The organism is Sphingopyxis indica (assembly GCF_900188185.1).
Classification (GTDB): Bacteria; Pseudomonadota; Alphaproteobacteria; order Sphingomonadales; family Sphingomonadaceae; genus Sphingopyxis; species Sphingopyxis indica.
This window is the reverse complement of the sequence record NZ_FZPA01000001.1, coordinates 797453-816924: the sequence shown is the minus strand read 5'-3', so window position 1 is coordinate 816924 and position 19472 is coordinate 797453. Positions and strand designations below refer to the sequence as shown.

Here is a 19472-nt window from a genome sequence, read left to right as displayed (position 1 = left end):
GCGTGTAGAATGCCCGCCGCGCGATGGAAAGGGGTCAGCGCTCGCGGCGGATCAGTGCGTCGCCGAAGCCTTTCGCCTTTGCCTTCGCAAGCGCGCTCTGCGCTTCGGCTTCGCTTGCGAACGGTCCCATCGTTACGCGCCACAAATTGCCGGCTTGCGTGATCGCACCGTCCAATTCCTTTGCGGTGGCATCGGCGTTCGCCTTGTTGCCGAATGTTGCGACCTGAACGCTGTAGCTGCCGGTGGTTGCGGGAGTGGGCTTCGGGACCGCGGTTACGGGCTTGGGCGGCGCCGAGGCTGTGGGCGGCGCGGGCTGGCCGTTCGGGCCTTCGACGGAGAGGCGGTCGTCTCCGGGCTTGACGCGGGCTGGCGGAGCGGCGGGCGTCGCAGGCTTGGCGACCCCTGCGGCGATCGCCGCGGGCGAAGGCATGCCGCTCAATTTGCTGCGCAGGATCGCGAGCAGCGAGTCGGGGGTCGGCAGCCGTTCGGGCACCGGTCGCCCGGCGCGTAGCTGCGCGCGCTCGGCGGCGGGCGGATGGACGCGGCGGACGCGCACGCCGGTCGTGGTATCGGTCAGCCCGAGCTGTGCAGCGGCGGCGGGCGACAGGTCGATCAGCCGGTCGTTCACCATCGGCCCGCGATCGTTGACGCGCACCAGGATCGTGCGCCCCGTATCGAGCGCGGTGACCTCGACATAGCTCGGCAGCGGCAACGTCTTGTGCGCCGCCGAAATCGCAGCGGGGTCGAATATTTCGCCGTTGGCGGTCGGCTTGCCCGCAAGGTCGGCACTATAGACGCCTGCAAAGCCGACCTCGTCATAGTCGGAGATATCGACGGGGGTATAGGTCACACCTTGCACCATGAAGGGCGCGCCGATCACCACCGGCGTATCGGCGGCGAGGGTGGGCGCGGACGGTGCGGCTTTGCCGTCGGCCGCTCCGCCCTCGCTGCCCGACGCCGCGCATCCGGCGACAAGCGCCATCACTGCGATCGCGACGCCGCCCCTAACGATCGATTTCATCCGCCAACACCCCCACGGACAATGCGTAAAAATTGGAGCAATTATAGTCCAATATCGCACGATAATTACCGGTGAGCAAATAGGCGGTATTCCCGGGACCGTCGGGTTCGAGCAAGGTCGCCTGGATCGACCCGTCGGGCCAGCGGCCGCCGAGCGGTTGCAATCCGTCGGCGCGCCACTCGGCCATCGAGCGCCAGCGGCTGTGGCGTTCGAACACGCGCGGGCAGCGCGTCGGCACCAGCTTGTTGGCATAGCGGCTGCGGTCGAAACTCGCGGGAACGCGCACGGGGATGCCCCACGGCTGTCCCGGACGCCAGCCGGCGTGGCGCAGATAGGCGCCGATCGATTCGACCGCATCGGCCTCGCTCGACCAGATGCGCGCGACCCCGTCGCCGTCGCCATCCTCGGCGAGCCGCAGATAGACCGAAGGCAGGAATTGCGGATAGCCGAAGGCGCCGGCCCAGCTGCCTTTCAGGACGCTGCGCGGCACGCCTTTTTCGACCATTTCAAGCGTCGCGAGGAATTCGGGCTCGAACAGGCTGCGGCGGCGTCCTTCATAGGCGAGCGTGGCGAGCGCTTCGGGCAGGTCGAAACCGCCGGTCACCGCGCCATAGGCGGTTTCGTGCCCGAAAATCGCGATCATTATGCTCGGCGGAACGCCGGTGCGCGCCTCGATCCGCGACAGGAGCGGCAGCAGCCGGTCGTGGACGCTGCGCCCGCCGTTGATCCGCGCCGCATCGACATGCTTCGCCTTATAGGGCGCAAAGGGCGGGATCGGCTGGTTGGGATCGGGCGGGCTGCCCAGATTGTCGCGGTCGAGCGCGACGACGCGGCTGTTATACTGCAACCCCGCCGTCACCCGGTCGAAAGTCGTGCGCGAGACCCCGCGTGCCTGCGCCTTGGGCCACAGCGACTGGATATAGGCATCGAAGGCGGCATTGCCGCTCCCCTGCGCGTGGAGCGGCGCCGAAGCGCTGAGCAGCCACGCCGAGAGCGCCACGCCGAGGAGAGGGAAAAGACGTCCGAATCTGAAAGGTTTCATCTGCGTCATCCCTTCCCCATAGGCAAAGAGTGGCACAGATGCACCCGCCTTGACCAGAGCCGCGCGCGACGGCCCGAGTCAAAGCCGCGCCGGAGCGAGCGCGCAATCTTTGGGCTTGCCGCCCCGCGCCCGCGCGCTATGTCGCGCGCAGAGGACAGGTGGCCGAGTGGTTTAAGGCAGCGGTCTTGAAAACCGCCGTGGGTTCACGCTCACCGTGGGTTCGAATCCCACCCTGTCCGCCGTGCGTTAGGCCAGGCCGATATGCGACGACCTGCGACAAGGCGGACGCTAACGAAAAACACATGTTTCCAACTGACAGCCGATGCATAATGGATTGATCCTGGGTTCAGGGAGCGGGCGGACGCGCTGTTCCTTGGGCTGAGGGGGCATTCTGATTATAACGCGACCGGATTGGTTGAAGGAAAGGAACAGAGATATGTCCATCAATTGCCGCCCGATGCTCATCGGCGCCGCCGCGACGCTGGGCCTTCTGACCGGCACGACCGCCGATGCCTGCACCCGTGTCATGTTCCAGGGCGACAAGGCGGTGATGACCGCGCGCTCGATGGACTGGAGCTCGGACGTCAAGAGCAACCTCTGGGTCTTCCCGCGCGGGATCGCCCGCACTGGGCAGACCACGAAGAATCCATATAAATGGACGTCGAAGTACGGCAGCGTCGTCACCGCCGCCTTTGATGTGGGCACGACCGACGGGATGAACGAAAGGGGGCTGGCAGCGAACTTGCTCTGGCTCGCCGAATCCGAATATCCTGCGTGGGACGGCACCAAACCCGGCATGTCGATCGCGGTATGGACGCAATATGTGCTCGACAATTTCGCGACGGTGAAAGAGGCGGTGGCGGGCATGGAGTCCGCCCCTTTCGTCATCGCGACGGGCGGCTTTCCGGGGCAGGAAGAACTGAAGGCGACGCTGCACCTCGCAGTCTCCGACGCGTCGGGCGACAGCGCGATCTTCGAGTTCATCAAGGGCAAGCTCGTTGTCCATCACGACCCGTCCTATCACGTGATGACCAATTCACCGGTCTATGACCAGCAGTTGGCGCTTGCCGCCTATTGGAACGGCATCGGCGGCACTGCGATGCTGCCGGGCACCAGCCGCGCCGCCGACCGGTTCGTGCGTGCGTCCTATTATGCCGGGCTGCTGCCAAAGGACGGCGACACCGCAAGTACACTCGCCGGAATATTCAGCGTGATCCGTAACGCCTCGGTGCCGATCGGCGTGTCGTCGCCCGGCCAGCCCAATATCTCCTCGACGCTGTGGCGCACCGTTTCGGACCACAAGAACCTCGTCTATTATTTCGAATCATCGCACACGCCCAACACCTTCGGGGTCGATCTCAAGAAGTTCGACCTCTCGGTGGACGCGCAGACGAAGAAGCTCGAGATGACCGGCGGGCAGATCTATGCGGGTGAAGTCTCGAGCCAGTTCAAGCCAGCCGAGCCCTTCAAAATCCGCTGAGAGGAGGCAAGCACATGTGCAGCCGCGTGCTCTGGGCCGATAATGGTCAGGCCGTCGTCGTTGGACGCACGATGGACTGGGTCAATCCCTGGCCGATCGACCTTTGGCTGCTGCCGCGCGGGATCGAGCGCGACGGACGCCAGGGCCCGGACACGCTTCGATGGACCGCACGTTATGGCAGCGTTGTCGCGTCGAAAGATGGTGCGTCGGACGGAATGAACGAGGCGGGCCTTGCGGCGCATATGCTCTGGCTCGCCGAGGCGGAATATGGCGCGCGCGATCCCGCGCGCCCGGGGCTCAGCGTCGGACTGTGGCTGCAATATTATCTCGACAGCTTCGCCACGGTGGCGGAGGCGGTCGCATGGACCAAGGCCAGCAATTTCCAGCTCGTGACCGGCGAATATGATGGGCTGCAGGTGGCCGTCCACCTGGCGATCGAAGATGCGAGCGGCGATTCCGCCGTCATCGAATATGTTGGCGGGCGGCCGCGCATCTATCACGGCCGCGACTATTGCGTGCTCACCAACTCACCGACCTTCGACCGGCAGCTCGCGCAGCTCAAGCGCTATCAGGGCTTTGGCGGCGAACTGCCGTTGCCGGGCACGACCGACGCCGCCGACCGCTATGTCCGCGCGGCCTATTATCTGAAGCACCTGCCTCGCCCCGCCGATTATCGCGAAACGGTGGCGGCGATGCTCAGCGTCATGCGCAATGTGGCCCAACCCTTCGGCACCGTCGATCCCGCGCGCCCCAATGTCAGCCCGACGCGCTGGCGGACGGTGTGCGACCTCACCAACAGCGTCTATTATTTCGAATCGACTACCAGCCCCACGATCGTCTGGGCGAAACTGCCCCAGCTCAATTTCTCCGAAGGAGCGCCCGTGCAGAAGGCCGACCTGATCGACAGTCCGGATCGGATCGGCGACGTCACCCTGCAGTTCATCCCGGCGAAGCCTTTTGAAGTGCATTCGTCGGGTTGATCTGCATATCCGGCGTATCCGTCGCCAAACTACCGGAGCGCTGGATACCTTGTCATAGAGCAATAGCGAAAAGCGTAGTGCTCATCACTCGAGGTCGGCGCGAAAGGGCGGCCGGGGTCGTCTGGCATATGGCACTCCTGTGGATTTGCCGCTTTCCTTTAGAGCAAATTGCGCGAAATCTGAATCATCCGCATCCCCGAGCGAAGACGAGGGGCTCGTTCGAGCGGAGCGAGAACCGCAGCGTCGCCGCCTCGACTTCGCTCGGCAGAGCCCCTCGTCTTCGCTCGGGGAAACGGTGCAGATTTCCGGCACGATGCTCTAGGGTTGCAGGCCCCGTGTGTGCGCCCCGCTTCTTGCGTTCAAAGCGCGAGCCGGCCGCCGCAAAAATTTTCCAAGGCCCCGCCCTCGCCGCTCCGTCTTGCGATTGTCCCGGGAGGACGTCCCGACCGATCACAAGAGGAATTTCATGCGCAAGACTTTGCTGGCATCGACCTGCCTGGCCGCCATGGCGGCGGCGCCTTCTTATGCCGAAACCACGATCAATTCCGCGACGACGACGCCGGTCAAAACCTCGACCGTGAAATCGGGCGCGCCCGACGACATCAAGATCACCAAGGACGGCTCGATCAAGCCAGCCGGCGGCACCGCGGTGACGATCGACAGCAACAACAAGGTCGTCAACGAGGGCACGATCCAGATCGGCAATGCAAACGGCGCCACCGGCATCTTTGCCGAAGCCGGCGTCACCGGGTCGATCACCAACAGCGCGACCGGCAAGATCGTCATCGACGAAAGCTATGAAGGCGAAGACATCGACAAGGACGGCGACAAGGACGGCCCCTTCGCGGTCGGCAACGGCCGCACCGGCATCGGCACCGGCGGCGCCTTCGCCGGCAATATTGCCAACGAAGGCGCGATCACCGTCGAGGGTAATGATTCGGCGGGCATTCGTCTCGGCGGCCCGCTGACGGGCAAGTTCACCAACAATGGCACCGTGTCCGTGCTGGGCGATAACGCGCTCGGCATCGGGTTGCAGGACGTGACCGGCGACGTCCGCATCGCGGGCAAGGTCGCCGCGATCGGCGAGAATGCGATGGCCGCACAGCTCACTGGCGACATCGGCGGCGCGCTCGAAATCCAGGGCGAGCTCACCGCGAGCGGTTATCGCTTCATCACGGCGCCGTCGGATCCGTCGAAGCTCGACGCCGACGACCTGCTTCAGGGCGGGCCGGCGCTGTCGATCGAAGGCGATGTCAGCGGCGGCGTCATCCTCGCCGTAGCACCCAAGGACGCCGACAAGGACGACAAGGACGAGGACGACGACGGCATCGACGACGACAAGGAGGGCGCGGCCGCCGTCCGCTCGTTTGGCGAAGCGCCTGCGATGCGCATCGGCTCGGCCAACCGCGACGTCACGATCGGCGCGGTTGCGGGCACCGGGACCGATTTCGGCCTGATCATCAACGGTACGGTCGTCGGCAACGGGCTCTATGCCGGCAAGGATGCCACCGGCCTCCAGATCGGCGGGCTCGGCGGCGCGGTCGATATTTCGGGCGGCGTCAAGGTCGGCGGCTCGGTCAATGCGATCTCGAAAGATGCTTCGGCAACCGCGATCCGGATCGGAGCGGGTGCGACGGTTCCCGAAATCCGCGTTTCGGGCAAGGTCGAGGCGAAGACCGGCGGTGAAAATGCCGCCGATGTCGCGACCGCGATCCTCGTCGAGAGCGGCAGCGATGTCGCGACGATCCGCAACAGCGGAACGATCAACGCCGAAGTCGGCGGCAAGGCTGCGACGGCGCGCGCGATCGTCGACCTGTCGGGCAACGTCGATCTGGTCGAGAATAGCGGCGCGATCAGCGCCAAGGGTGCCGAGGACGATGGCGACAATATCGCAATCGACCTGACGGCGAACGCCGGGGGCGCGACGGTCAAGCAAGTTGCGGTCGCCTCGGGCGTTACGGCGCCTTCGATCACCGGCGACGTCCGTTTCGGCGGCGGCGACGATGTTTTCGACATCGCCGACGGCGCCGTGACGGGCAACACCGGATTCGGCGCCGGTGACGATCAGATGAAATTGTCGGGCGATGCCGCCTACACCGGCGATGTCGCTTTCGGCGCGGGCAACGACAGCCTTGCCATGGAAGGTTCGTCGAGCTTCGTCGGCCTGGCCGATTTCGGCGGCGGTGCCGACAGCCTGACCATCGGCGGATCGGCGGTTTTCTCGGGCACGCTCGCCAATTCGGCGGGGCTTGCGGTTGCGGTGAACGGCGGCGCGTTCGACGTCGGCGGCGCGGCGACGATTTCGTCGCTGTCGGTCACCGACGAGGGCATTTTGGCGGTCACGCTCGACGGCGGCGACGGCGGCACCGCGCTGACGGTCACGGGCAATGCGAGCTTTGCCGAAGATTCAAAGCTCGCGCTCAAGCTGTCGAGCCTCGACGAGGCCGAGGGCGAGCATATCGTCGTCACCGCGGGTTCACTGACCGGCGCCGACAATCTCACCACCGAAACGACGCTGCTCCCCTATCTCTTCAAGGGCGAGCTGACCGCGACCGGCACCCAGCTGATCGTCGATGTCGAGCGCAAGAGCGTCGATGAGCTCGAACTCAACCGCTCGGAAGCCGGCGCCTTCAACGCGGTGATCGACGCGCTTGCCGCCGACGAGGATATCGAGGGCGTGTTCCTCGACATCACCGACCGCGACACCTTCCGCGCGCGGATGCAGCAGATGCTGCCCGAGCATGAAGGAGGCGTGTTCGAAACCGTCACCACCGGCTCGCGCGCGCTCGCCCGCTATCTTCAGGACCCCAATGCGCCTTATCAGGACGAGGGCAAATGGGGTTATTGGGTGAACCAGGCCGTATGGGGCACGTCGAAGAGCCTCGGCGATACCGCAAGCTATGACGTGTCGGGCTGGGGCATTTCGGGCGGCGCCGAAATCAAGACCGACGTCGGCAGCTTCGGCGGTTCGATCGCCTATCTTTACGGCAAGGACGGCAATGGCCTCAACGACAATCAGGTGACCACCAGCCAGTTCGAAGGCTCGCTGCACTGGCGGCTGCGCTCGGACGGCTGGATAGCGAATGCGCGCATTTCGGGCGCGCCGATCAAGATGAAGGGCACGCGCGTCTTCCGCGCCGAGGCCGGCGCCGAGGACATCGACAAGACGATGCGCGGCAAGTGGGACGGCACGCTCTATTCGGCCTCGGGCAGCGTCGCGCACGACGGCCGCCTTGGCGGGCTCACGCTGCGCCCCACGGTCGCGGTCGACTATTACAAGCTCAAGGAAGACGGTTACACCGAAACCGGCGGCGGCGATGCGCTCGACCTGACGGTCGGAGCGCGCGACAGCGACGAGCTGGCGGTCACCGGCACCGTTGCGCTCGGGCTCGAGTTCGGCGGCGCCGACGAATATGACGGCTGGACGCGTTTCGAACTCGAGGGCGGACGGCGGCAGATCGTCGGCGGGTCGCTCGGCGCCACCGTCGCCTCGTTCAAGGACGGCGACCCCTTCACCCTGGTCCCCGCGGAACGCACGAGCGGCTGGGTCGGCCGCCTGCGCGGGATCGCGGGCAACTCGGCCTTTCAGGTCGGTGGCGAAATCTCCGCGGAGGAACAACAAAATCATGTTGGATGGGCCTTCCGCGCGAGCCTGAAGGTCGGTCTGTAACGGACCGGCCCTCTTCCAGGGTTCGCCCAATCCCCCCGGGCGGGCCCTGCCTCCGCAAGGGGGAAGCGCCCCTCACCCTGCTTCCCCCTTGCCTCTGGAGTCGCAAACCGATGACCGCACTCGCTTCTCCCCTCCGCCCCTCCGCCCGCGTGGCGGAGGGGTTTGTGCCGCTGCGGTTGCATGACGCTGCGATGCCGTTATACCACAGCGGTTTCAGGGGGCAGGACAGGGCCGGCGCCGCCGGCACCGCCAGACAAAAGACGGCGCTGCGAACCAAATATTATATGACACAGGCGACCGATCGGACCGACGCCGCACATGGCATCGAGGGCGTATTGCTCGCCAACCGCGCGCGTATCGTCCGGTTTCTGGAAGTGCGCGGCGCGGGCGACGCCGCCGAGGATCTGTTTCAGGATCTGTGGATGCGCTTGACCGAAAAGGCGAGCGGACCGATCGGCGAACCGCTCGCCTATGTGATGCGCGCGGCGAACAATCTGATGCTCGACCGCTATCGGTCGGCAAGGCAGAGCGCGCTGCGCGACAAGGCATGGGGCGAGGCCGCCGCGGTTCAGAAACCCACGGCCGAAAGCGCGCTGATCTCGCGCGAGCAGCTGGCGCTCGTCGAAGCGGCGATCGCAGCGACGGGCGAACGGCCCGCGCGTATCTTTCGCCGGTTCCGGGTCGACGGAATGCTCCAGCGCGATATAGCCGCCGAAATGGGGGTAAGCCTGAGCACCGTCGAAGCCGATTTGCGCAAAGTCTATGCCGCGCTTGCGGCCGTGCGGAGGCAGTTCGATGCAAGCTGACCCCACCATTGCCATCGACGCAGAGGCGGCCGGCTGGCTGATCCGCCAGCGCGATCCCGCCTTTGCCGACTGGGACGGCTTCACCGATTGGCTCGCAGCCGATCCGGCGCATGCTGCCGCTTATGATGCGCTCGCCAGCCTCGACGCCGACCTCGACGCCCTGCCCGTCGCCGAGCAGCCGCAGATCGTCTGGGACGCCGAGCCGATCCGTCATCGTCCCTCGCGCCGCGCCTGGCTGGGCGGCGCGCTGGCCGCGGCGATCGTCGGCGTGATCGGCGTGTCGAGCTTTGGCCTTTTCGACGACACGCAGCGGATCGAGACGCTCGCGGGCGAGCACCGCAGCATCACGCTTGCCGATGGATCGAAAATCGAGATCAACGGGGCCTCCACGCTCCTTCTCGACGACGACCGCCCGCGCTTCGCGCGGCTCGAGCGCGGCGAAGCGATGTTCCATGTCACGCACAAGGATGCCGATCCATTCGTTGTCGAAGCTGGCGAGGCCGAGATCGTGGACCTGGGAACCGCCTTTAACGTTGTGCGCGGGGAACGGCGCACTTCGATCGCCGTGTCCGAAGGTATCGTCGCCTATAATCCGAAGCGCGAGAATGTTCGTCTCGCGGCGGGCAAGGGACTCGAAGCGCGCGACGGTGCCGCGCCGCAGGTCCACGACGTCGAAGCCGCCACCGTGGGCGGCTGGCGCACGGGGCTGCTCGTCTATAATGGCGCGCCGCTCGGCGAGGTCGCCGCGGACCTGAAACGCACGGCGGGAATCGACGTGGAGATCGCGCCCAATGCCGAAGCGCTCGTCTTTCGCGGCGCGCTGGTCATAGATCGCGATCGCGCGCGGACAATGGCCGATCTCGCGGCCCTCTCGGGAACGCGGGCCGAGCGGCAGGGCGATGGCTGGGTGCTGATGCGCTGAGATGACCCGCGGTTTTCTTTCCCTGTTCGTCGCCGGCGCCGCGATCGCCCTGCCCGCACAGGCAATGGCGGCCGAAGAGCGTGCATTCGACGTCCCTTCGGGCAGCCTTGCGGCGGCGCTTCCTGTGCTCAGTCGCCAGGCAGGAGTCAGCGTCAGCGTCGCCGACGCCGATCTGTGGAAAAGCCGTGTTCGCTCGGTGCGCGGACGGATGCCAGTCGGCGAGGCGATGGCGCGGATGCTCGCGGGGACTGCGGCGCGCGCCGTACGGGTCAGCGGGACAAGCTGGCGCATAGAACGGCGGCCGGCGCAGCGCGTCGCGCAACGCTCGACCTCGCCGCCGCCTGCACCGGCTCCGACGCCGCAACCGGCGATGGTGGCCAGGCCCGAGGACGAGATCGTCGTCACCGCGTCGAAAGCCGATACCCCCTATTCGCACTTCGCCGGCGTCGTCACCGCAATGGATGGCGACGATCTGGCATTCGGCGGCGAGCGCGGCACCGAATCGATCCTGTCGCGCATGGCCACCATATCCTCGACCCATTTGGGTGCGGGGCGGAACAAGCTGTTCATCCGCGGCATCGCCGATTCGAGCTTCACCGGCCCGACACAGGCGACGGTGGGACAATATCTCGGCGATATCCGCCTCAGCTACAACGCGCCGGACCCTGACCTCCGCCTCTATGATGTCGACAATGTCGAAGTGCTCGAAGGCCCGCAAGGCACGCTCTACGGCGCGGGCTCGCTCGGCGGGATCATCCGCGTCGTCCCCAACGCACCCGATCCCGATGCGATCGAACTCCAGGCGATCGCGGGCGCATCGGTAACGCAGCATGGCGACCCCGGCGGCGACATCGGCGCGATCGCCAACCTGCCCGTCGGCGACAACGGCCATGCACTGCGCCTCGTTGGCTATATGCTCGCCGAGGGTGGCTATATCGACAATCCGCTGCGCGGTCAGAATGACGTCAACCGCGTCAATACGCGCGGGGCGCGCGCGACCTTTCGCTTCGATGCGGGCGACGACTGGGCGATCGACCTGGGAGGCGTCTATCAACGCATCACGTCCGACGATGCGCAATATGCCGACAAGGACGCCCCGCCGCTCACCCGCTATTCGATGGTCGAGCAGAATGCACGCGCGCGCTACGCGATGGGTACGCTCGTCATCGCGAAGGATTGGGACGGGCTGCACCTGCAGTCGTCGAGCGCCTTCATCGACCACAAGCTGTTCGAGCGCTTCGACGCGGGCAAGGTTGGTGAAACGCCGCGGCTGCTCGATCAATATAATGCGACGCGGATGTTCGTCAGCGAAACGCGGCTGTCGCGCCCCTTTCACGATGGTCTCGGCTGGGTCGTCGGGGCGAGCTTCGTCGACAACAGGACGCGCCAGCGGCGCGAATATGGCGAGGCGATGTTCCAGGCGCCGCTCACCGGGGTTACCAACGACGTCACCGAATTCACCGGCTATGGCGAAGCGACGGTGGAAATCGCCCGCGACCTCGTCGCGACGGGCGGGGTGCGCGTCTCGCACGCACGGCTCGGCGGCAGCGGCGAGGACGTGCCTTTCGCGCTCGCCGACGCCAACCGCGCCATCGCCGCGCATCGCACCGAAACCGATCTTCTCCCCTCCTTCTCGCTCCTCGCGACGCCGCTCGAAAATCTGACGTTATATGCGCGTTATCAGGAAGGATTCCGCCCGGGCGGGCTCGCGATCGACGGCAATTTCGTGCGCCGCTTCAGCAACGATCAGGTGCGCACCTGGGAGGGCGGCGTACGGGTCGGCGAGCGCGGCGAGACGCCATTCGATGCCTATGTTTCGCTATCCTACAGCCGCTGGCGCGACATCCAGGCTGATTTCATCGACGCGAGCGGCTTTCCGAGCACCGCCAACATCGGCGACGGGCGGATCACCAGCATCTCGGGCGCGCTGGCGGTGCGCCCGACCCGGCAGCTGTCGTTCGAACTCGGCGCGGTCTATAACGAGAGCAAGGTCGACGATCTGGCGCCGCAGATCGCGCTGATCGCGATGGCGGCACCTGCGCGGCTCGGCCGCATTCCCAATGTCGCGAGCCACGCGGTTCGCGGCGCCTTCAATTACTGGACGATCGTCGGCGACGGCGAGGAGTTTCGCGTCAACGGCTGGGCCAAATATATCGGCCCGTCGCGTCTCGGGATCGGCCCCGTGCTCGGCGAGGGCCAGGGCGACTATGTCGATACCGGCCTTGCAATGCGCGTCGGCAACGCGCGTCGCGGGCTGACGCTGACGCTTACCAATCTGCTCGACGAACGCGGCAACCGCTTCGCGCTGGGCACGCCTTTCGTCGAAGGCAGCGACGGTTATCTGACGCCGCTACGCCCGCGCACGCTGCGCGTCGCCATCGACGTCGCTTATTAAGGTCCTGACCTATGGTCAGGCCGGTTTCCAGCTCTTGCGCTCTTCGGCCTGTTTGAGCACCTCAAAGGCGGCCTGCCCGGCGGCGAAGCGTTTTGCAGCATCGGCGTCGCCCGGCTTGACGTCGGGATGACATTCCTTGGCCAGGCCGCGCCACGCTTTCTTCGCGGCTTCGAAATCGCTGTCGGGGTCGAGCCCCAGCACCTCAAGCGCGCGCATTTCGTCCGCGCTGCGGCTGCCGTCGCCCTCGCCGCCCCAGCCATAATGCTGGGCGCGGGCATAGCTGCGCGCGCCGCGTGCTTCGCTCGCCGCGCGCTCGGCGGCCTCCTCGGCGCTCAGCCCGGCGAAATAGTCCCAGCCGCGATTATATTCGGCGGCGTGGCTTTCGCAGAAATACCAGCGATCGGGGCTGTTCGGCGACTTGGGCGCCGGGCAATTGCCGGGCTGGGTGCAGCCGTGGCGGTCGCAAATGCGGACCTGCTGCGCCTCGCGCGACGCACCATAGGCGCGCCAGCGAGGAAAACCCCAATCGTCGGATCTCTTGGCGCGGCTCATCCCGCTCATGTAACAACTGGCTCGCCGCATTGCTAGCCGAAGGGCCGCAAAATAGGGGATAGGCTAGTCTTTCACCTTGTAGCCAAACGCCTCTGATGCGAGCTCGACGAGCGCGGGGTCGCGATCGGGCGGTGTCATCGGCACCGCGGCCTCCAGCGCCTCGGCAACATGGGTCAGCGCGGCAATCCGCGCCGCCTTCTTGTTGTTGCCGTCGATCACCTTCCACGGCGCCCAACGCGTGTCGGTGAGCCGGAACATCTCGTGCATCGCGTCGAGATAATCCGCCCGCCGCGCACGGTTGCGATAATCCTCTGTGCCGGTCTTCCAACGCTTCCACGGATCGTTCAGCCGGTCGGCGAGGCGCTTGTCCTGTTCGGCCTGCGTTACATGGATGAAGAGCTTGACGAGGTTGGTGCGGCTGCCGGTGAGTTGCGCCTCGAACTCGTTGATCTCGTCATAGCCCTTGCGCCATTCGGCTTCGGTCGCAAAGCCCTCGACGCGCTCGACGAGGACGCGGCCGTACCAACTGCGATCGAAGATCGAGATTTCGCGATTGCCGGGCAGGCGCGTCCAGAAACGCCACAGAAAATGCCGCGCCTTTTCCTCCTCGGTCGGCGCGCCGATCGGCCAGACTTCGAAATAGCGCGGGTCGAGCCGCGCGGTCATCCGCTGGATGATGCCGCCCTTCCCCGCCGCATCCCAGCCTTCGATCATGATGACGCTACGTTGACGATGCGTGATATGTGCGGCCTGCACGCGCTCAAGCCGTTCCTGCAGCGCGAGCAGGTCGTCTCCATATTTGCCCTCATGTTTCGCGCCGGCCTCATAGTCGGCGAGGTCGATGGTCATCGCGTGCCTCTTTGATCTCGCCGGGCTGCTATCACGGCCGTGCAAGAGTGGCGACGCGGTTAACCCTGTTGAGGCCCGAAAGCGTCCAGTTTTGATACAGAAGTGGCCAGTAGCGCGGCGACCCGGGCTGGATCTTCCATCGGGATAAAATGGCTGTTTTCCGCCCATAACTCGTCGCGTTGCGCGCCGAGATACGTGCCGAGTTCCGGCCAGGTCGGGCTTCGCGAAAAGTCGAGATCGCCGCCGCGCTCTCCCGCTGGCGCGCGGACCAGCGTGACCGGTGCAACCAGCTCTTTGAGCCAGCGGTAGGGATCGGTCCGCAGCGCATTCTGGTACATCGACGCTTCGAGTGCGGGCGGACAGGCGAGTTCGAACCCTTCGCCCGAGGCCGAAGGAAGCAGGCCATAGGTGCAATAGTCAGCGAGCACATGCGGCTGCCAACGGCTGTAGGGCAAGCGATCCGCGAAGCGCGCGCGCATCGCCTCCGCGCCCTCCCAGCGGTTGCGCCGCCGTGCGACCGGGTGCAGCGCCGGGTCGGGCACCGCCCCCTCGCCCGCGCCTTCATAGAGCGCCGGCGCCATGATCACCGGATCGACGAGCACGAGATGGCCGAACGCCGGGGACCGCTCGGCCGCCAGCCGCGTGAGAACATAGCCGCCCATGCTGTGCCCGCATCCGACCAGCGGCGTGCCCGCAAAGAGGTCGACCAGCGGCAGCAGCACCTCTGCATTGGTGGCCCAGTCGGACAGCGATGCCGGTTTGAAGCTGCGTCCGTGCCCGCGGTGATCGGGGGCAATGACATGTGTACCGGACGGCAACGCCGCGACGACCTGATCCCACAGCCGCGCATGAAAGCCGGTCGCGTGGAGCAGCAGCAATGAAGGTGCTGCGCCGCGCCTCCCCCATTCGAACCAGCAGATGTCGCCCTCAGGCGTTTCGAGCCGGTGTTCGCGCATGGGAGGCATTGCTATTTGCCCGCCGCGATGCAGGGAATGCCATAGGCGCCGATCATCGCATCGTCGGTGATGACGGTGGCCGACAGCGCCAGCGCCTGCGCGACCACCATCCGGTCGAACGGGTCGCGATGGATCAGCGGCAATTGCTCGAGCAAGGTAAGATGTGCGAGTTCGACGGGAAGAACCGGGATGGCGCAGTCGGCAAGATGGGCAGCGATCAGCGATGCCGTCGCGTCGATCTTTCCCGTCCGGTTTTTGATCGCGATTTCCCACAGCGAGGCGATGCTCGCATAAAGCTCGTCGTCGCCGCGCTGGAAACGCCCGCGCGCCTCCGGCCCGAGACGCGGATTATCGCCGAGCCACCACAGCAGGACATGCGTGTCGAGCAGCAGCCTCATTCGGGCCAGGGCAGGTCCGAATCCTTGCCTTCAAAAGCGTCGATCAGCCAGTCGGGCGTAACATCGAAATCGTCGGCGACCCGGATCTTGCCTTTCAGCGCGCCCGGCTGCCGCGGCTTGCGGGGCTTGGGCGGAGCGCCCGAAGCGACGGGCGGCATCGCCGTAAAGCTCGTCGGCATCTCGCGCACTCCCGTTGCCGGGGCGGTCTCGTCGCTCCCGAGCTGTTCCAGATAGGCCTTCACCAGCGCCGACAACGACGTGCCCAACTCGGCGGCGCGGATGCGCGCGCGGCGATGGGTTTCCTCGTCGAGCGCGATAGTGACATTCTTCATGTGAAACCGTGTAGCACAGTTTCACATGAACTGCAAAGATCAGCCCTTGGGGCCGTCCACCAGCCGGATATGCAATTCCTTGAGCTGCTTGTCGGTGACGGGTGCGGGGGCGCCCATCATCAGGTCCTCGGCCTTCTGGTTCATCGGGAAGACGACGACCTCGCGAATGTTGGGCTCGTCGGCGAGCAGCATCAAGATCCGATCGACGCCCGGTGCGGACCCGCCGTGCGGCGGTGCGCCATATTTGAAGGCGTTGATCATGCCGGAGAAATTGGCATCGACCTCGGCCTGGCTATAGCCCGCAATTTCAAAGGCCTTGTACATGATGTCGGGGCGATGGTTGCGGATCGCGCCCGACGACAGTTCGACGCCGTTGCAGACGATGTCATATTGCCACGCGAGAATGTCGAGCGGGTCCTTGGTCTCCAACGCTTCAAGCTCGCCCTGCGGCATCGAGAAAGGGTTGTGGCTGAAGTCGATCTTGCCCGTTTCCTCGTCGGCCTCGAACATCGGGAAGTCGACGATCCAGCACAGCTCGAACTTGTTCGCGTCGATGAGGTCCAGCTGTTCGGCGACGCGCGTGCGCGCCAATCCCGCGAGTTTCGCCGCGACCGCCTCCTTGCCCGCGGCAAAGAACAGCCCGTCGTCGGGGCCGAGGCCGAGTTCGGCGGCGAGCGCGTCCATCTTGTCGGCGCCATGGTTCTTGGCGATCGGGCCGCCCCACTCGCCGCCCTTGCGCGTCGCATAGCCGAGCCCCGCAAAGCCCTCGCCCTGCGCCCAGCTGTTCATGTCGTCGAAGAATTTGCGGCTCTTCTCGGCGGTTCCGGGCGCAGGAATCGCGCGCACCACGTCGCCCGCGGCGACGATGTCGGCGAAGCGGCCGAAGCCCGAACCGGCGAAGTGCGCCGACACGTCGCTGATGATGAGCGGATTGCGGAGGTCGGGCTTGTCGTTGCCATATTTCAGCATCGACTCGCGATACGGAATGCGCGGGAACTGCCCCGCCGGCGTCACCGATTTGCCATTCGCAAATTCCTCGAACACCCCTGCGAGCACGGGCTCGATCGCATTGAACACATCGTCCTGCGTGACGAAGCTCATCTCGAAATCGAGCTGGTAGAATTCGCCGGGCGAACGGTCGGCGCGCGCATCCTCGTCGCGGAAACAGGGCGCGATCTGGAAATAGCGGTCGAAGCCCGCGACCATCAGCAGCTGCTTGAACATCTGCGGCGCCTGCGGCAGCGCATAGAATTTGCCGGGATGGACGCGGCTCGGCACCAGATAGTCGCGTGCGCCCTCGGGCGATGAGGCGGTCAGGATCGGTGTCTGATATTCGGTGAAGCCTTGATCGACCATGCGGCGGCGGAGGCTCGCGATCACGTTCGAGCGGAGCAGGATATTGGCGTGCAGCCGTTCGCGGCGCAGGTCGAGGAAGCGGTATTTAAGGCGAATGTCCTCGGGATAGTCCTGCTCGCCCGCGACCGGCAGCGGCAGTTCGGCTGCCGACGACTGCACAGCGACTTCGCGCGCGCGAACCTCGATCTCACCGGTCGGCAGGCTCGCATTGACCGTCTCGGCCGAGCGCGCGACGACGTCGCCGGTAATGGTCACGACGCTTTCGGAGCGCAGCGCATCGAGCGTCGCAAAGGCGGGATCGCTGCTGTCGGCGACGATCTGGGTCACCCCATAGTGATCGCGCAGGTCGACGAAGAGCAGCCCGCCATGGTCGCGCTTGCGATGCACCCAGCCCGACAGGCGGACCGTCTGGCCGACATCCTGGCTGCGAAGCTGGCCGCAATTATGGGTGCGATAGGCGTGCATCATTCGGTCTTTCATGTGTTGGAGACGCGCGGAAAATCAGCGCGCAGACATGGCGCGCCTAAGGCAGGGCAAAGCGGCTTTTGTCAAGGGGCGCCAAGGGATTTTCGCCCGCCGCGGTTGACAGCGCACGGCGGAACCGTTTCGATGCGCGCGCCGAAATCGAAAGGGGTGGCGATGGCAAAACCAGTCAAGGCAGCGGGCAAGGCGGTTCGCGCAAAGCCCAAATCGACGCCGCCGAAGCCGGGCAAACCGGAGGCAGTGACAGCCGCCGAAGCCTCCCCCTCGGCCGAGCCGGTGCATCCCGGCCGCAAGCTTGCCGGCGTGGTGGTGGGCATCGTTGCGCAGCGGCTGCTCATTGCCGGCGTCAAGCGTCTGGTCCGCCGCTTGCGCTGACCGCCGCGTCAGCAGGTCAGGCCCAGCCCGTCGAGCACTTCGCTGCGGAACAGGGCGCGATCCGCCGGATCGGGGATCAGCCGGTTGCGCGCCGCCAGCCAGCGTTGCAGATCCTCGCCATAATCGGCGGCGACGCGCGCCGCGTCGAGCCGGCAGCTTTTGGCCCAATGGCGCGTGAAGGCGACGCCTTCGGCATCGAGCAGGTCGACGACCGCCTGATAGGCCTTGGCCGTGCGCTCGCTGCGCGGGCCGTCGAAATCGATCACCGCATTGTGCGGAAAGCGCGCGGGCGCGAGCAGGCCCTGGGCGCGCTCCATGAAGCGCACCGTCATCACCGTCGAACCGCCGTGCCGCACATAGGCACGGCAGGCGAGCTCGAACACATGCGGCAGGTCGGCGCGGTCGATCGTCACCGAGGCGTTGAACAGGCCGGCGAGCGGGCGGTGCGTGTCGAGCCCCTCCCCCCAGCTGCCATAGACCGGCGGATCGTCGACATCGGGTCCGCTCGCATAGCCGCGCTTCATCGCAAATTGCAGCAGCGCGCCACGCGCGAACGGATAATCGTCGAGGAAGCGGCCGAGCAGGCTCAACGCATCGTAGCCGGCGCCCAGCTCGCCGGGCGTCGCGCGCGGATAGTCGGGGCGCCACTCCTCGCGATAGAGAAAGCGCAGCATCGCGGGCCGCCTGAAAGGCTTATAGGGATTGACGATCATCTGGACGAACGCCGGGTCGCGATCGAGCGCATAGGCCGCCGAAAAGCGGCGAAAGTCGCCCGCGGCGAGCCAGTCGAGCGCATCGCGGTCGATGATTCGCAAATTCTGGATCGGCCGAACGAGGAATTTGGGCACGCTGTCGACCACCATCGCGGTGACGATGCCCAGCGATCCGACCGGAAGCTGCGCCGCGGCGAAAATATCCTCGTTTCGCAGCGGCACCGCGCCCGCGGCGGTGATGAAATCGTCGGTCATCACGCCTGCTTCGGGCTCCACCCAATAGGCCGTTTGCGGCGTGACGATCTGGACCGCCCGGACATGATCCTGAATGCCGCCGCGCGCGACCATCGAACCGTGGGTTCCGGTGGCGCAGGCGCCGGCAAAGGTCTGGCCGTTGCCCGCCCCGCTCGTCCACAATGAGCGCCCCTGCTCCTCGAGCTTGTCCGAAACCTCGTCGACCAGCGCGCCGGCTTCGACGAGCATCAGCCTCGCGGCGTCGATGCCGGGTCGCACGTCGTCCTGCGCGATCCGGAAACAGCGGTTGAAGCGGCGCGTGTGGAGCAGCCAGCCATCGGCGCATATGTTGATGTTAGAGGGCGACCAGCCCGCGCCGAGCGGACGCACGCGCTTGCCTTCGGCCTTGGCGCGTCCGAGCCAGTCCTGCACCGCCGCCGCCGCGATCGCGAGTTCGTCGCGCCCGCGCTGCGCATCGCCGCTGCGCAGGCCGAAGCGCGCCGCGTCGCGGCAAAAGCCGGTGCCGTGATAATTGGTCCATCGCCCCGGATCGCCCAGCTGCACGATCGGCATCAGGCGTCCCCGAGCGGCTGGATGCCGGCATGGGCGCGCCACGCGACGGTCACTGGCCGCACAAAGCCGAAGCTGGCGATCGACTTCAGCATCTGGCGCCGCGTGGCATAGACGCGCACATCGGACAGTCCGAAGTCGGAAGCGCCGGCAAGGAAGGGCTGCGCGGCCTTGCTCGCGAATCCCCATCCTTTCAGCGTCACCACCATATGATCTTCGTCGAGCGGTCGCGGATTGGCGATCGAGACGAACATATCCGCCTGTCCGGCGGCATATTGCCCCGCGAGCAGCGCGAGCGCGAGGAGGGCGACCCCCCAACCGACCCACAACATGACAAA

At 66.0% G+C, this 19472-nt stretch carries 17 protein-coding genes and 1 tRNA gene; 8 read left to right on the top strand and 10 right to left on the bottom strand.

Annotated elements, in window-relative coordinates:
- Positions 1-34: 34 nt before the first annotated feature.
- Together CHB69_RS03845 and CHB69_RS03840 are read right to left on the bottom strand one after the other, a co-directional pair.
- Positions 35-1021: a septal ring lytic transglycosylase RlpA family protein gene (locus CHB69_RS03845; protein ID WP_089214589.1), complete on the bottom strand. Its 987-nt coding sequence runs from the start codon at positions 1019-1021 to the stop codon at positions 35-37.
- Positions 1005-2063 carry a lytic murein transglycosylase gene (locus CHB69_RS03840; RefSeq protein ID WP_089214798.1) on the bottom strand — a complete coding sequence of 353 codons (1059 nt, stop codon included), beginning with the start codon at positions 2061-2063 and terminating at the stop codon, positions 1005-1007. The genes CHB69_RS03845 and CHB69_RS03840 overlap by 17 nt, the downstream gene beginning before the upstream one ends.
- 152 nt (positions 2064-2215) lie before the next feature.
- Here CHB69_RS03840 and CHB69_RS03835 point away from each other — a divergent pair.
- The 7 genes from CHB69_RS03835 (at position 2216) to CHB69_RS03805 (ending at position 12316) form a co-directional block, all read left to right on the top strand.
- Positions 2216-2302 (top strand) — tRNA-Ser (locus CHB69_RS03835).
- A 197-nt stretch (positions 2303-2499) separates the two neighbouring features.
- Entirely contained in the window at positions 2500-3543 is a 1044-nt protein-coding gene (locus CHB69_RS03830) for a linear amide C-N hydrolase (RefSeq protein WP_089214588.1), read from the top strand.
- 14 nt (positions 3544-3557) lie between these two features.
- Positions 3558-4523, top strand: a complete 966-nt coding sequence (locus tag CHB69_RS03825; RefSeq protein ID WP_089214587.1) for a linear amide C-N hydrolase — start codon at positions 3558-3560, stop codon at positions 4521-4523.
- Positions 4524-4989: 466 nt separating this feature from the next.
- The gene (locus tag CHB69_RS03820) at positions 4990-8193 is read left to right on the top strand and encodes an autotransporter outer membrane beta-barrel domain-containing protein (RefSeq protein WP_089214586.1); all 3204 of its coding nucleotides are present in this window, start codon (positions 4990-4992) and stop codon (positions 8191-8193) included.
- A gap of 191 nt (positions 8194-8384) precedes the next feature.
- Positions 8385-8999, top strand: a complete 615-nt coding sequence (locus tag CHB69_RS03815; protein ID WP_317151082.1) for an RNA polymerase sigma factor — start codon at positions 8385-8387, stop codon at positions 8997-8999.
- Positions 8989-9921 carry a FecR family protein gene (locus CHB69_RS03810; protein ID WP_089214585.1) on the top strand — a complete coding sequence of 311 codons (933 nt, stop codon included), beginning with the start codon at positions 8989-8991 and terminating at the stop codon, positions 9919-9921. The genes CHB69_RS03815 and CHB69_RS03810 overlap by 11 nt, the downstream gene beginning before the upstream one ends.
- Before the next feature lies 1 nt (position 9922).
- On the top strand, positions 9923-12316 hold the full coding sequence (locus tag CHB69_RS03805; protein ID WP_089214584.1) for a TonB-dependent receptor: 2394 nt from the start codon (positions 9923-9925) through the stop codon (positions 12314-12316).
- 15 nt (positions 12317-12331) lie between these two features.
- Here the strand turns inward: CHB69_RS03805 and CHB69_RS03800 are convergent, their stop codons facing one another.
- The 6 genes from CHB69_RS03800 to aspS form a co-directional block, all read right to left on the bottom strand.
- Positions 12332-12868, bottom strand: coding sequence for a J domain-containing protein (locus tag CHB69_RS03800; RefSeq protein ID WP_089214583.1), 537 nt, complete (start codon positions 12866-12868; stop codon positions 12332-12334).
- 63 nt (positions 12869-12931) lie between these two features.
- Positions 12932-13717 carry a polyphosphate kinase 2 family protein gene (locus tag CHB69_RS03795; protein WP_089214582.1) on the bottom strand — a complete coding sequence of 262 codons (786 nt, stop codon included), beginning with the start codon at positions 13715-13717 and terminating at the stop codon, positions 12932-12934.
- Positions 13718-13776: 59 nt separating this feature from the next.
- The gene (locus tag CHB69_RS03790; protein WP_245836489.1) at positions 13777-14595 is read right to left on the bottom strand and encodes an alpha/beta fold hydrolase; all 819 of its coding nucleotides are present in this window, start codon (positions 14593-14595) and stop codon (positions 13777-13779) included.
- Positions 14596-14684: 89 nt separating this feature from the next.
- Positions 14685-15071 carry a type II toxin-antitoxin system VapC family toxin gene (locus CHB69_RS03785; RefSeq protein WP_089214580.1) on the bottom strand — a complete coding sequence of 129 codons (387 nt, stop codon included), beginning with the start codon at positions 15069-15071 and terminating at the stop codon, positions 14685-14687.
- Positions 15068-15403: a hypothetical protein gene (locus tag CHB69_RS03780; protein ID WP_089214579.1), complete on the bottom strand. Its 336-nt coding sequence runs from the start codon at positions 15401-15403 to the stop codon at positions 15068-15070. The genes CHB69_RS03785 and CHB69_RS03780 overlap by 4 nt, the downstream gene beginning before the upstream one ends.
- Positions 15404-15442: 39 nt before the next feature.
- Positions 15443-17224 (bottom strand): aspartate--tRNA ligase, encoded by a 1782-nt coding sequence (gene aspS, locus CHB69_RS03775; RefSeq protein ID WP_089214796.1) that lies wholly within the window; start codon positions 17222-17224, stop codon positions 15443-15445.
- A 144-nt stretch (positions 17225-17368) separates the two neighbouring features.
- Between aspS and CHB69_RS03770 the strand changes: the two genes are divergently transcribed.
- The gene (locus CHB69_RS03770) at positions 17369-17617 is read left to right on the top strand and encodes a hypothetical protein (protein WP_141133903.1); all 249 of its coding nucleotides are present in this window, start codon (positions 17369-17371) and stop codon (positions 17615-17617) included.
- A gap of 8 nt (positions 17618-17625) precedes the next feature.
- On the opposite strand, the gene CHB69_RS03765 is transcribed toward CHB69_RS03770, so the two are convergent.
- Together CHB69_RS03765 and CHB69_RS20015 are read right to left on the bottom strand one after the other, a co-directional pair.
- Positions 17626-19137 carry an FAD-binding protein gene (locus tag CHB69_RS03765; protein WP_170935422.1) on the bottom strand — a complete coding sequence of 504 codons (1512 nt, stop codon included), beginning with the start codon at positions 19135-19137 and terminating at the stop codon, positions 17626-17628.
- Positions 19137-19466: a hypothetical protein gene (locus CHB69_RS20015; RefSeq protein WP_170935421.1), complete on the bottom strand. Its 330-nt coding sequence runs from the start codon at positions 19464-19466 to the stop codon at positions 19137-19139. Before CHB69_RS20015 ends, CHB69_RS03765 begins: the two co-directional genes overlap by 1 nt.
- Between the last annotated feature and the right edge of the window lie 6 nt (positions 19467-19472).